Below are 12366 nucleotides of genomic sequence, written 5' to 3'. Positions count from 1 at the left end.
AACTGTCAGGCCGCGACGTCGCGGTCGATCGACTGGCCGTCAGAGGCCAGGTACCGGTGTGCCAGAACCATGGTTCCAGCGGTGAAACTCTTACCGAGAGCCACGGCCTCAGTAGAGTGCGAGTGTGAACCCATCCATGCCACTAACATGAGCCGGCGAAGCATGACGAATGTCGCCAGCATCCGTTCATGCTCGGCACTGAGTTCACGTACCTCGCGGTAACCGGTCAACCACGCGGCGCGCCAGTCAGGGACACGAGGATCATCTTCGATGAACGAGACGGCGGTGCCAAAGTCGTACATGAACCAGGATTCACCGCAGTCATCGAAGTCGATGACAGTGATCTGATCGTCGATGATCAGAAGATTCGCCAGGCGCAGATCAGCGTGTATCAGTCCGTAACGGTCCGGCCCGGTGCCGTACTCACTCAATCGTCGTCGGAGAAGCGCTGTGGCGGCACCGAGGACGTCGATCTCCTCGGCCCCGATGCCGACCCCGTCACTCCACCGGCCCCAGCGAGCCTCCTCACCGAGGAATGCATCCCAGTCCCACTTGAATCGGGTAAACGTGGGCGGCCGCTGCCATGTCATTGCGTGCATGTGGAGCTTCGCGGTCAGTCTCCCGAGCAGCCGGAAGTCAGATGCTCGAAGGAGTTCCCCGTCCGGCTCCGCACCCGGCGCCAGGTCGAACAGCACCACGTGACGATCAACATCGCCGTCACGAATCGTCGTCACCCGACTGCCGTCGCGGGCCGACACCACGGCGGGGGTGGCGACTCCGATGTCCAGTCGCAGAGCCGTGGTCCAGTCAAGTTCACTCTCGATCGACGCTCGATCGTGATAGCCGAGTCGATGGACACGCATCACCGCTCGGTCATCGCTGTCGGTCGCGGTCACCAGAAACGTGGCGTTCTCCGAGAGGTTGATGAGCGAGAGCTCATACGGCTCCGGGAAGTCATACGCCTTCATCGCCGCGTAAGCGAGCCCTTCAGTCGCATCGATTCCGATGCTCTTCGAGTCGGCCATGGCTCACTGCTCCCGTCCCTCGATGGAGGAGAGGACCGCAGTGATGCGATCGCGCGCCGCAGTGACCTCTTCTGTCGTTCCACCCAGGTAGAGCCGACCCGCCGCGCCGATCATCTGGACATCGATCATCGACAGACCCGGTGCAGCGCGCTCCGCCTCATTGGCCGCGACTGCCGCGAAGAGCGCCGGGGTCATCTCGTAGACCAGGAGCGACTGGCCGGGCATCAACATCGACCCCTTCCTGTTGCGATTGATCAGCACAGCGTGCTGGTCGCTCACGTTCTCGATGATGTCGTGGTAGAGCACCCGTGGTCGGAGCTGATCACCAGCCGAAGATCCGGTGCCGGCGAGCACCGCCTCCCCCGCCCGTTTGACCTCGTCGAGACTCTTACCGTGCAGTTCGAGAACCCCGAATTGGCGCTCGACGAAAAGGATGCCCGGCTCGACTCCCGGCACCTCGCGCAACGCGAGGTCGATCACTCGCTCGATCGCGAGAGCCGGAGCGACCTCGATGATGAGCGCGTGATCACCTGCGAAGGGAGGATATCCACGGGCACGCGTCGGGGTTCCCAGATACGCGGCGAACTGCTCTTGAAGGTCCTCGACCATCAAATAGACGCGCAGTTCACTACTGATCGATGTGTCGGACATCGGCGACTCCTGTCTCATATCACGTCCAGATCGATGCTCACGCACCGACACGGCCGGACTTCACCGGTTGGGCAGACTCACTTCGCCGAGATGTCGAAGTGGTTTCCCAGTTCGGCATGCGGGCGCGGGATCACGTGGACGCTGATGAGCTCACCAACCTGCGACGCTGCTTCGGCGCCCGCTTCGGTGGCCGCTTTGACTGCGCCGACTTCACCGGTGACGATCACGGCGACGAGGCCGTCGCCGACTTCCTGACGATCGGTGATGACCACATTCGCGGCCTTCACCATGGCGTCGGCGGCGGTGAGAGCGGCAACGAATCCCTTGGTCTCGATCATTCCGACTGCGGTGCTCGACATGATTTGTCTCCTTGCTTTCTTTCTCGATCCAGGCGGATCCGAGTGTGGTTGTTCCAGTGATGTGGGGTTGGGATGGGGGTGGAAGAACAGTTCGTTCTGCGGACTATCGGGGATCGACAGATCCGATGATCAGGGCGTCAATCGGAGGCGGTGTTCCGGTGAACCATGCGGCAGCTACTGAGCCCAGACTGATCAGGACTTCTTCGCCGACACCGCTGCCCAGGACATCGAAAGCGACGAGCTCCTCTCCACCGGCGGTCCGCACCGTCAGAAGTGCTCCGGGCGGAATGCCGTCGATCCGTTTGGTTGACCAGACTGTTCCGGTCACAACTGCCTGTTGCATCAGCGTGTCTCCTTCTCGATCGGAACTCTCAGTGCTCGGGCACGTTCACGGGCGAGCGGTGTCGCCACAGCTCGACGCGCCAGGACAATTCGCCGTCCCTCCGCATGTGCGGTCTCCACCTGTCTCTCGGTGAGGGCCCCGGATTCAACTCGCATCACGGGGCCGGTGTCTGCTGCCAGCATCGAGCGTCCTTCAAGGCGGAAACTCAAACGCCCCGCCTTGATGTCCTGGCGAACCTTCGGATTCTCAAACATGGTCACCAGTCGCCGGACGAAATGATCCAGGTCGGTGTTATCGGAGATGCGGACAGCCTCGACGACCTGGCGACCAGGTGCGCGAATCACGTGCTCCGACCCCGGCACTCCAGCCGTCTCGAGTACTGGTGGAGGCGATGCCGACGGTGCTGCGATCTGACCGGATCCCGCCACTGCATCATGCACCGAGCCTGCGACCATCTCCGCAACGACGTCGCGCACCGTATCTGCGATGATCGCGCGCAGATCGAGTTGAGGCTGGCTCATCACAAGCTCCGCAACACATCGAGTGCTGCATCGGCGGCCTGGCGCACATCGGCTTCTTTGCCCGAGAGGTAGACACGTCCGCTGGCGCCGATCATCCGGTAGTCCACGACCTTAATGTCAGCCGCCTTCTCCGCCTCGTTCGTCGCCAGGATCGCGTACGACGCCGGCTGTACCTCAAGGACGAAGAGCGACTCACCGGGCACCACCATCGAGCCGATCTTGTTGCGGTTGATGAGGAACGCGTGCTGTCGGTCGATGGACGAGATGATCTTGTTGGCCAACACCGTGGGGCGAACCGCGGTGCCCGGGTCCGCACCCATCACATCGAGTACCCCCTCCGCAGCAGCCTTGACCGAACCGGTCTCACCGTGGAACTCGAGGTACCCGAACTGCCGTTCCACCACGAGGATCCCGGCGGAGACCTCTGCATACTTGAGGGCGCTGTCAGTGATCTGCTCGATGTCGATACCGGGTGCCACCTCGATGATCTGCGCCGCCACACCCGCCCGGGGAAGCGTGCCCTTGATCCAGGTGGCGAGATAACACATCGTCTGCGGTGCCAGTCGGTCGATGAAGATGAACGAACGCAATTCAGTCATGTCAGCCCTTGATCAGTTGGGACAGTTCTTCGGCGACGAGGCGACGGATCTCCTCGCGCACAAGGCCCTGGTCGGCCCCACCGGAGGTCGATACTCCGAACGCGGTAGCGGACGAAGAGGCAGCCAAGCGCCTGCTAACCTGGTCGACCGCATGCGCAGCGACCGCTTCGGGGTCATTCGATGCAACGGGGTAGACAGGAACCGGCGTCGTGTGGTTACGCGTCGGGTCCTGGTTCACATACGACGGCATCACCTCGGCCGAATCAGAGTTGTACGCGATTCGCACACAATTGATCAAGTGATCTGGCTTGAGATTCTCACCGAGAGAACTGCGACCAGCGAATCCGGTACCAATGGTCATAGAGATTGGGAGGTTGGTCCCCAGCCCCGAGCTGCCGGTGCTGTTGCCGACATTCACCACCACTCGCAGCACCGGAACCCGAGCGGTGAATGCCATCACGGTCTCGGGGTCGGTGCTGTGAATGGCAGCACTGTGGCCGGCACCGACGCCGCGAACGATCGCGCGTGCTGTCGCGATCCCCTGGGCGCGATCTCGGGCGGTGATCAGCCCCAGGACCGGTGACAGCTTTTCGTGGGTTAACGGTTCGTCGGGGACTGCGACGTCGAACGGTGCCAGTAGCACCTTGGTCCTCGGTCCCACCCGGACACCGGCGCCCGCAGCGATCACCGCGGCATCCTTGCCCACCACAGCGGTATTGAGCTGCCCGCTGGGGAACATGTAGTCGCGAAGCTGCTGCGTCTCCTGTCGATTGAGCAGTACCGCCCCGGCGTTGCGCATCTCGCGGATCAAGGAGTCCGACACCGACTCCTCCACAATCAGGACGGACTCGTTGGTGCACAGGACCGAGTTATCGAACGCCTTGCTGTCAACGATCCGGCGCGCAGCGGCCCGGATGTCGGCCGAGTGGTCGACGAACACCGGCACGTTTCCCGGGCCGACGCCCATCGCGGGGTTGCCCGAGCTGTAGGCGGCACGTACGACACCGGAACCACCCGTGGCGATGATGAGGTTGGTTCGACGGTCCGCCATCATCGACTCGACCAGTGGGATCGTTGGTTCAGCGACGGCCTGGATCACTCCGTCGGGGGCGCCCGCCGCCACAGCCGCCTCGGCGAGGAGCTCCGCCGCCTCGACGCAGCACTTCTTCGCCATCGGGTGCGGCGAGACAACGACCGCATTGCGCGTCATCAAAGCCAGCAGCACCTTGAAGTACACGCTCGCGACCGGGTTGGTCGACGGTGTGATCGCCAGTATCACGCCGGCAGGCCTCGGTACCTCGATGATCTTCGCATCAGCGTCAATCCGAGGACTCACGAAGTCGGTGCCCGCATACGCTTCCAGCAGGCCGCGCGAACAGGCCTCATTCTTCTGCAGCTTGTGCTCGACGACGCCGAACGTCGTCTCCGCGACAGCGGCTTCCGCGAACCGACGTGAGTTGGCGAACGCGACGTCGGCAACGGCCCGGACGATCCGCTCCACGTCACGTTGCGAATAGTCGCCGAATGCACGTGCCGCCCATCCAGCACGCTCTAGCATGTGTCCGGCCGAAGCCGTTTTCGATGCCGCCGCAATACTCTCCAAACCCATCAGCTCGCCTTCCTCGTGGTGCCGCACACCGCGGCCTCTGCGCGAGCTATCGCCAGAGCAGTGCGGTCGAGCAGTTCCTCCGTGATGTCCGGGGTCAACAGAATCCCTGGCTTGTACTGCAGAACACGCGGGTCGAGCGTTGAGAAGATCGCCCAGACTCCTAGCTGATACAGCTCGCGCATGACGAACTTGGCACCTTCTGGATGAGCGAACTCCAGACCGAAGATCACACCGTTCTGTCGAATCCCGGTGAACCAGTTCGGGTGGGCTGCCTGGATCTGTCGCAGCCCCGTGCCGATCACATCTGCGATGTAATGGACCATCGAGCGAACGGCCGGCCGCTGCGTGATCTCCAACGCTTTGAGCGCGGCGATGCATGCGAGTTCGGCGCCGCCGAAGGTCGACATGTGTGCGAAACCGTCTTCGCGAAGCCATGCACCCGATCGCTCACTGAGCAACGCGGCGGCGATCGGATACATGCCACCGGAGAGTCCCTTGCCGGTCACGAGGATGTCCGGGTCGATACCGTGTTTGGTGATGCCCCACATCTCGCCGGTCCGCATCATTCCGGTCTGCACCTCGTCGGCGATGTACAGCGTGCCGTTCTTCTCACACAAATTCTTGACTTGTTCGAGGTAACCGGGCTCGGGAAGCGGGAAGCCGTAGGTCGCCGGAATCGTCTCCATGATCACCGCTGCGACGTCGCGCCCGCGCAGAGCTGCCTCCATCGCGGCGAGGTCATTGAACGGAACCTGATGGAACTCCGGGCGGTCGGAGAGGAAGAAGTCGGCAAAACGTTCGTCACCTGCAGCAACAGCTAAACCAGTGTGCCCGTGATAGGCCTTGACGATGGAGACGATGTCCCGCCGCTTGGTAGCGCGCCGTGCACTTTTGAGGGCGATGTCGATCGCCTCGCCTCCACCGGAGGCAAAGGCAACCTTCGTCAGTCCGGGCGGTGCACTCTGGACGAGCTCCTTGGCCAACGCTGCACGCGCTACCGACGGGAAGTGATGGTTCCCCATGTCGAAGTGGTCCATTGACACCTTCAGCGCCTCGACGATCTCCGGATTGCGATGTCCGAGGTTGTACGTGCCGCCGTTGAGATGGGTATCGATCAGCCGGCGGCCGTCCATGTCCCAAAGGAAGTAACCTTCGCGTCGATCGATCACGAGGTCTACGCCGCTGTCAGACCAAAACTGTGTCTTGTCGGGGTTCCAGAACTCTTTCGAAGAGTCGAGGACGTCCGCCTTCGACTCGAAAGCGAACGCTCCGTAATCGTGCATCACTTCACCGTTCTTCTCTCCTGCCCTCGCCCATCCGAACTCATCGGGGAGGCTGTGACTCGAAGCTATACGGTCCATACCGATTCGCGCAATGGTTTGAAGGATTTGAGTCAAATTGGTCCAAACCTATTGAACCAATTACAGAAACGGTGTACTCCTACTCAAGTGACCCACAACACATGTGGCTTGAGGCACACCCCCTAGGAGGATCTCCCCATGGCGCCTGACACTCCCCGCACGCCCTCACCTGCGTCGTCCCCGATCCAGGAGGCGGCCGACTCCGCACCACAGGTCCAGCGACTGAAGGCAAACGCCGTCGGCCTCACCGGCGTGGTCTTCATGGCTGTCGCGACCGCGGCACCCATCACTGCCATGATCGGAAACGTTCCCATCGCGGTGGGTTTCGGCAATGGCGCGGGAGCACCAGCCGGATACCTGGTGGCCACGGTGATCCTCGGCCTGTTCGCCCTCGGATACTCAGCGATGAGCAAGCACATCACGTCCACCGGTGCGTTCTACGGCTTCATCTCGCACGGGCTCGGCCGCATCGTCGGCATGGCCGCCGGCGCACTGACAACCTTGGCGTACGTCGTCTTCGAGGCAGCGCTGGTCGGCATCTTCTCGTTTTTCGCCACCAACTTCTTCACAAACCACATGGGGATCGAGATTCCCTGGGTCTGGTACGCGTTGACAATGCTCGTGGTGAATTCGATCCTGACGTACTTCGACGTTAATCTCACCGCGAAGGTGCTCGGCTTCTTTCTGGTCACGGAGATCCTGATTCTCACCGCGATGACGATCTCTGTGATCGGCAGCGGTGGCGGTCCCGAAGGATGGTCCTGGTCGTCGCTGAATCCGCTGAGTGCGTTCGACAGCCTCTCCGGCGTCGTCGCCGATCCAGTCCATGCCGGATCGACCATCGCGGTGGCCGGCTCCGCCGGAATCGGTCTGTTCTTCGCCTTCTGGTCGTGGGTGGGCTTCGAGTCGACCGCGATGTACGGAGAGGAATCACGGAACCCGAAGAAGATCATCCCCATCGCCACCATGGTCGCAGTGCTCGGCGTCGGAATCTTCTACGTCATCGTCTCCTGGTCGGCACTCGTCGGCACCGGTCCAAGTCGCGCCATCGCCCTTGCCCAGGACCCCGACACCGCAGGAGACATGTTCTTCATTCCTATCGAGGAGCACCTCGGTCACTGGTCGTTGATTCTGGTCGAGTTTCTGATGATGACCGGCTCCTATGCCTGCGGCATGGCCTTCCATAACTGCGCAGCGCGGTACATCTACGCGATCGGTCGTGAGGATCTGGTCCCGGGGATGTCGAAGACGATCGGCTCGTCCCATCCCAAGCACGGATCACCGCACATCGCCGGCTTCGTGCAGACCGCCGTCGCAACAGTGATCGTGCTGTTCTTCTTCTTCAGCGACCGAAACCCCTATACCCAGCTCTACACGCTGATGGCAATCCTCGGGACCACCGCGATCCTCATCGTCCAGGCCCTCGCTGCCTTCTCATGCGTCTCCTACTTCCATGTCTTGAAGATGCACCCCGAGTCCGCGAACTGGTTCCGCACCTTCCTGGCACCACTGATCGGCGGCGTCGGGATGCTGGGCGTCGGCTGGTTGCTGATCAAGAACGCGGGCTTCGCAGCTGGTGATGCCGCATCGGACATCGTCTTCAAGCTGTCACCGTGGGTAGTCGGTGTGATCGGCCTCTCGGGTCTCGTCTTCGCACTGTGGACTCGGAGGTTCGCCCCGGCGAAGTACGAGATCATCGGCCGCGTAGTGCTCGACGACAGCAGCGAACGCGACGGCGACCCGGAACTCGCGTAGCGCTACGCCCTCCACAGAAGCGGCCCCACCGATCCAACGATCGGCAGGGCCGCTTCACCCGTTCCCGAGGAGAGTGCCTGGTTCGTCACGGCTTCCACGAACCACCCGGCTGACGGGTCGCGTGATTGACGCGGTTGTAGAAGTTGATGGTCGCGACCGCGACGATCAACGCGGCGAGTTGCGCCTCGTCGAACTCCTCCGCCGCCCGCTCCCACAGTTCGTCGGACACGGCCTCCGGCTTCATCGACAGGTGCGTCAGTTCCTCGGTGATCTCCAGCGCGATGCGCTCGGCCTCGGTGAAGTACGGGGAGTCACGCCAGGCACCGACGGCGAACAGCTTCTCGTCGCTGACGCCGAATCGGCGCGCCAGCCGCCAGTGCCCGTCGAGGCAGGTGCTGCAGCCGTTGAGCTGGCTGGCGCGCATGTTGACCATCTCGGACAGGTCGGCAGGCAGACCGGTGTCGGCGACGGCCTTGTGCATCGCCATCAGGGCGTCGAAGACGCCGGGGAGCAGCATCGTCGGGTTGGTCATGCGTGCGGTCATGGTGGATCTCCTTGCGGCGGGCCCGGTGATTCCGGGCCGATCTGGACGGAAGCTGTTGCCTCGTCACCCATATGACGCCGCGGAGCGGAAAGATGTGACACATGCAGACGACAATCTTCTCCGACGCACGCCCGCACCTGTTGGCGGTGGCGACGCGGATGCTCGGATCCCCCGCCGACGCGGAGGAGGCAGTCCAGGAGACGTGGCTCCGCGCCGCCGACGTCGGCGACGAGATCGAGAATCCGACCGGGTGGCTGACGACCGTCGTCTCCCGAATCTGCCTGGACATGCTGCGAGCGCGTCGACCCGCGGCACCGGTCGAGATCGTCGACCCCGTCGATCAGCATCCCGGTCCGGCGGACGAGGCTCAACTGGCCGACGCCGTCAGTGCCGCCCTCGGCGCAGTCCTCGACTCCCTCGCCCCGGCCGAGCGGGTGGCCTTCGTCCTGCACGACGTCTTCGGCGTCCCGTTCGACGACGTCGCCACCATTCTCGGCAAGACCCCGGCCGCGACCCGACAGGTGGCCAGCCGGGCCCGCCGCCGGGTCACCGCCGCTCCCCCGGAATCGACGTCGCACCGCACCCGCGCCGTCGACGCCTTCCTCGCCGCGTCCCGCGACGGCGACTTCGGTTCGCTCGTGGAACTACTGGATCCGGACGCGATGTTCCGCACTTTCACCGACGATCAGCCGCCCGCCCTGGTGCACGGTGCTCCCGCGATCGCGGAAGCATTCATGTTCCGCGCGAAGACCGCGTACACCGCGCTGCTCGACGGGAAGGTCGGCGTCGCCGTCCGCCACCCGTCCGGTCGCGACGGCGAAGTGCTGCTGGTGATGGACGTGTCGTTCACGCCGTCGGGCGGGATCGCCGCGATCGACGCGACCCTGCGCGGCGACGAGCTGACGGTCGTCGAGGTGCGCAGGGCCGCGTCGTAGGTGTTGTCGGTTCGGGCTATCGCCGGGTCAGGTTGGCCGCGAACCAGTCGACCGTCTGCATGCCGAACAGGTCGGTACCCCAGCCGTACATGTCGGTGATGAACTTGACCATGCTGCAGTCGGTCGGCTGATAGTCGACCCGACCGCCGCGGCTACGCCAGGCGCGCACCAGCTTGCGGGAGTCCGCGGCGGGCACCAGGGACATCGGCGAGTCGTCCGCCACGCACGACGCGACGAGAGTCCGCACGCCCTTCGCGGGAGTACCGGTGCCCATCACGTTGTCGCGGTAGGCACGTTGGAAGGCCTTGATGTTCGCCGGCGACTGATTTCCCTTGAACAGCGTCTTCAGCGGAACCAGCGGCAGCGTGAAGTAGGCAGGTGTCTGGCACTGGGTGCGGTAATAGTCGGCGACGGCACGTCCCGCCTGGTTGAGGTGGTCGTCGATCCGCATGTCCGGGTAGTGCGGCTCCAGGCCGAGCAGAGTCGCCATCGCGAAGCCGGAGCCGACGGAGCCGTCGGCGGTCGCGATGAAGTTGCGGTAGTTCGGGACCATGCCCTCCAGGACCGCGGCGGTGATGTTGAGTTCCGGCGCGTACTGATCCTTGATCTCGAGGGCGTGTCCGGTGCCGACACCGCCGCCGGCAATGCCGAACAGGCCGACGGGCGCAGTGCTCGACAGGCGCGCGTCACGGACCGTGAGGGCCGCGCGGACAGCGTCGAGGCTGGTTCGGGCGTTGTACTTGCCTGCGAAGACGCCGTGCGGCTTCTTGTCGCCGTTGTTGCCGACGTCGGACATGACAACGGCGTAGCCCTTGCCGAAGAGCTGGGCGAGGGGGCCGAGCGCCGACCACGACGAGCCGTCCATCGGATCCGAGCCGGTCCACATGGCGGACGGGTGACAGTTGGCGCCGACGCTGTCGTTGGCCATCTGGTAGCTGACGATCGGACGCTTCGCGTTGTCGCGCCCGTCGCGCGGGATCATGATGAGCCCGGTGCTGATATCGGGGCGGCCGTCGAGCGCGGTGGTGACGTACATGATCTTGTAGGCGTCGACGTCGCCCGGACGGAAGCCGAGGAACTGCACGGCGACCTTCTTGGCCTTGAGCAGCGTGCCCGCCTTCTCGGAACCGGTCAGGCGCGGCTCACGGTAGAAGGGGTCGGTCGAGAGCAGCGGCGTCAGGACTTCGTCGGGGCTGCCCATCCGACCGTGCTGGAAGGTCCCGATGACGAAGCCGTTGAAGATCTCGGTGACCTGCGGGGTCCGGTTGGGCGGCGCCGCCTGCGCCGGAGCGGGCAGCAGGGAGGTGCTGATCGCGAGGGCGCTCACGACGGTCAGGAGCGCGGTGAGCCAGGACTTCGCCTTCATCGGACTTCCACCTTCAGGGTGTTCAGAGCGGACTGCATCATCGGCAGCAGGTTCCAGATCGGGCGGTGCTGTTCGATCTGCTGGGAGGACGGGATTGCGAGTTCACGGCGCAGGTCGGGCCACCGATTCTCGACCTGGAAGCGGTACTTGGGCAGCAGCTGGTGGGTGATGTAGTCCCAGCGCTCGTCGAAGACCGACCAGTTCCACGACGGCAGGGGCACGGTGATGCTCACCGTGCGGTGGTCGGGGGTGATGCCGCGCAGCTGCAGGGGCTTGTACGACCGCAACGGCAGCACCCCGGCAACAGACGGCGAACCGGCGAGAGTGCTCGCGTAGGTCATGGCCTCGCCGACGTCGCCGCGGTAGGCGCGAACCGCGTCCCACTGCTCGTTGATGACCTCGCCCTGCTCGCGTCGCAGCAGGCGAGCGTTGCCCGCAGCGATACCGTCGGGCGTCTTAGTCGCGATCTGCTCCCAGGCGCGGAGGATGTCGGTGGGGAACAGACCCGCTTCGGTCATCTCGCGCAGCGCCGGGAGCCGGCCCTTCACGTAGGCGCGGTGCATCGGCATCAGGTCGCTGAAGATGTTCTTCTGCATCACCAGGATCGACGCCTGGACGTGGCGGAGGTCGGCGGGAGTGATGGTCGCGCCGACGCGGGCGAGGGCTCGCAGCCCGCGGGGCAACCGGTCGACGAAGACCGGGCCCAGGGTGCGGTTGGTCTCGCCGACGATCGCATGCGCCACCGGCGCCAGTCGAGTGATCTCGTAGACGTTCGTCGCGAGCTCGAAGTCGAGCAGTCCGCCGCCGAAGTCGGCGCCCACCAGGCCGCCCATGCCCGCCCACTGCAGTTCACGGTGCCGCAGCTGGAGGTTCTTGTAGAACTGGTACGACTTCCCGAGGTTGCCGCGGTTGGCTGTCACGCCCGCTCGCGGATTCCACGACTTCAGATCGATGCCCGCGGCGGTGGTCGTGTCGGCGAGCCAGTATTGCAGCAGCAGGGCGCTGTACGACGTCGGCGCGACCCCTCGTTCACGCGCCTCGTCGAGCAGTGCGCCGAGCACCTTGGGATCCGTAGGAAGGACCGGATTGATGCCGCCGGGCCCGTGGGCCGCATCGCGGTTCACCAGCGGCAGGTTCAAGTAGCGGTCAACACCGGGTGTCGCTTGCACCGCCGGTGCGGTAAGCAGCGAAGCGATCAGTGCGACGGCGACGACCATCGCAGCGACGACGCTCATCACTCCACGATTGCGAATCATCCGCATCCGACACCTCCTGCGACCGTCGCCTATCTGACAACA

General features: G+C 64.1%; 13 protein-coding genes. 2 read left to right on the top strand and 11 right to left on the bottom strand.

Annotation, left to right across the window (positions count from 1 at the left end; all coding sequences use genetic code 11):
* Positions 1–5: 5 nt before the first annotated feature.
* The 8 genes from ACH46_RS00645 to ACH46_RS00610 form a co-directional block, all read right to left on the bottom strand.
* Positions 6–1025 carry a phosphotransferase enzyme family protein gene (locus tag ACH46_RS00645; protein ID WP_062391234.1) on the bottom strand — a complete coding sequence of 340 codons (1020 nt, stop codon included), beginning with the start codon at positions 1023–1025 and terminating at the stop codon, positions 6–8.
* Between the two features lie 3 nt (positions 1026–1028).
* Positions 1029–1676 (bottom strand): microcompartment protein, encoded by a 648-nt coding sequence (locus tag ACH46_RS00640; RefSeq protein ID WP_120298676.1) that lies wholly within the window; start codon positions 1674–1676, stop codon positions 1029–1031.
* A gap of 77 nt (positions 1677–1753) precedes the next feature.
* Positions 1754–2035, bottom strand: coding sequence for a BMC domain-containing protein (locus ACH46_RS00635; protein WP_062391232.1), 282 nt, complete (start codon positions 2033–2035; stop codon positions 1754–1756).
* A gap of 103 nt (positions 2036–2138) precedes the next feature.
* Positions 2139–2378 (bottom strand): EutN/CcmL family microcompartment protein, encoded by a 240-nt coding sequence (locus ACH46_RS00630; protein ID WP_062391231.1) that lies wholly within the window; start codon positions 2376–2378, stop codon positions 2139–2141.
* Positions 2378–2899: a hypothetical protein gene (locus ACH46_RS00625; protein ID WP_062391230.1), complete on the bottom strand. Its 522-nt coding sequence runs from the start codon at positions 2897–2899 to the stop codon at positions 2378–2380. Before ACH46_RS00625 ends, ACH46_RS00630 begins: the two co-directional genes overlap by 1 nt.
* Entirely contained in the window at positions 2899–3498 is a 600-nt protein-coding gene (locus ACH46_RS00620; protein WP_062391229.1) for a BMC domain-containing protein, read from the bottom strand. The genes ACH46_RS00625 and ACH46_RS00620 overlap by 1 nt, the downstream gene beginning before the upstream one ends.
* Before the next feature lies 1 nt (position 3499).
* The gene (locus tag ACH46_RS00615) at positions 3500–5107 is read right to left on the bottom strand and encodes an aldehyde dehydrogenase family protein (RefSeq protein ID WP_062394794.1); all 1608 of its coding nucleotides are present in this window, start codon (positions 5105–5107) and stop codon (positions 3500–3502) included.
* The gene (locus ACH46_RS00610; RefSeq protein WP_062394792.1) at positions 5107–6390 is read right to left on the bottom strand and encodes a class-III pyridoxal-phosphate-dependent aminotransferase; all 1284 of its coding nucleotides are present in this window, start codon (positions 6388–6390) and stop codon (positions 5107–5109) included. The genes ACH46_RS00615 and ACH46_RS00610 overlap by 1 nt, the downstream gene beginning before the upstream one ends.
* 216 nt (positions 6391–6606) lie before the next feature.
* Between ACH46_RS00610 and ACH46_RS00605 the strand changes: the two genes are divergently transcribed.
* Positions 6607–8223 carry an APC family permease gene (locus ACH46_RS00605; protein ID WP_082399286.1) on the top strand — a complete coding sequence of 539 codons (1617 nt, stop codon included), beginning with the start codon at positions 6607–6609 and terminating at the stop codon, positions 8221–8223.
* Positions 8224–8308: 85 nt separating this feature from the next.
* Here ACH46_RS00605 and ACH46_RS00600 read toward each other — a convergent pair whose 3' ends face one another.
* The gene (locus tag ACH46_RS00600; RefSeq protein ID WP_062391228.1) at positions 8309–8767 is read right to left on the bottom strand and encodes a carboxymuconolactone decarboxylase family protein; all 459 of its coding nucleotides are present in this window, start codon (positions 8765–8767) and stop codon (positions 8309–8311) included.
* 101 nt (positions 8768–8868) lie between these two features.
* Between ACH46_RS00600 and ACH46_RS00595 the strand changes: the two genes are divergently transcribed.
* Positions 8869–9702, top strand: a complete 834-nt coding sequence (locus ACH46_RS00595; protein WP_062391227.1) for a sigma-70 family RNA polymerase sigma factor — start codon at positions 8869–8871, stop codon at positions 9700–9702.
* A 16-nt stretch (positions 9703–9718) separates the two neighbouring features.
* On the opposite strand, the gene ACH46_RS00590 is transcribed toward ACH46_RS00595, so the two are convergent.
* Complete coding sequence (locus ACH46_RS00590; protein ID WP_062391226.1) at positions 9719–11068, bottom strand: lipase family protein; 1350 nt, start codon at positions 11066–11068, stop codon at positions 9719–9721.
* Positions 11065–12303, bottom strand: a complete 1239-nt coding sequence (locus ACH46_RS00585) for a hypothetical protein (protein WP_226995712.1) — start codon at positions 12301–12303, stop codon at positions 11065–11067. The genes ACH46_RS00590 and ACH46_RS00585 overlap by 4 nt, the downstream gene beginning before the upstream one ends.
* Positions 12304–12366 lie beyond the last annotated feature (63 nt).

This window comes from Gordonia phthalatica (genome assembly GCF_001305675.1).
Lineage (GTDB): Bacteria > Actinomycetota > Actinomycetes > Mycobacteriales > Mycobacteriaceae > Gordonia > Gordonia phthalatica.
This window is presented reverse-complemented; position numbering and strand designations above follow the sequence as displayed.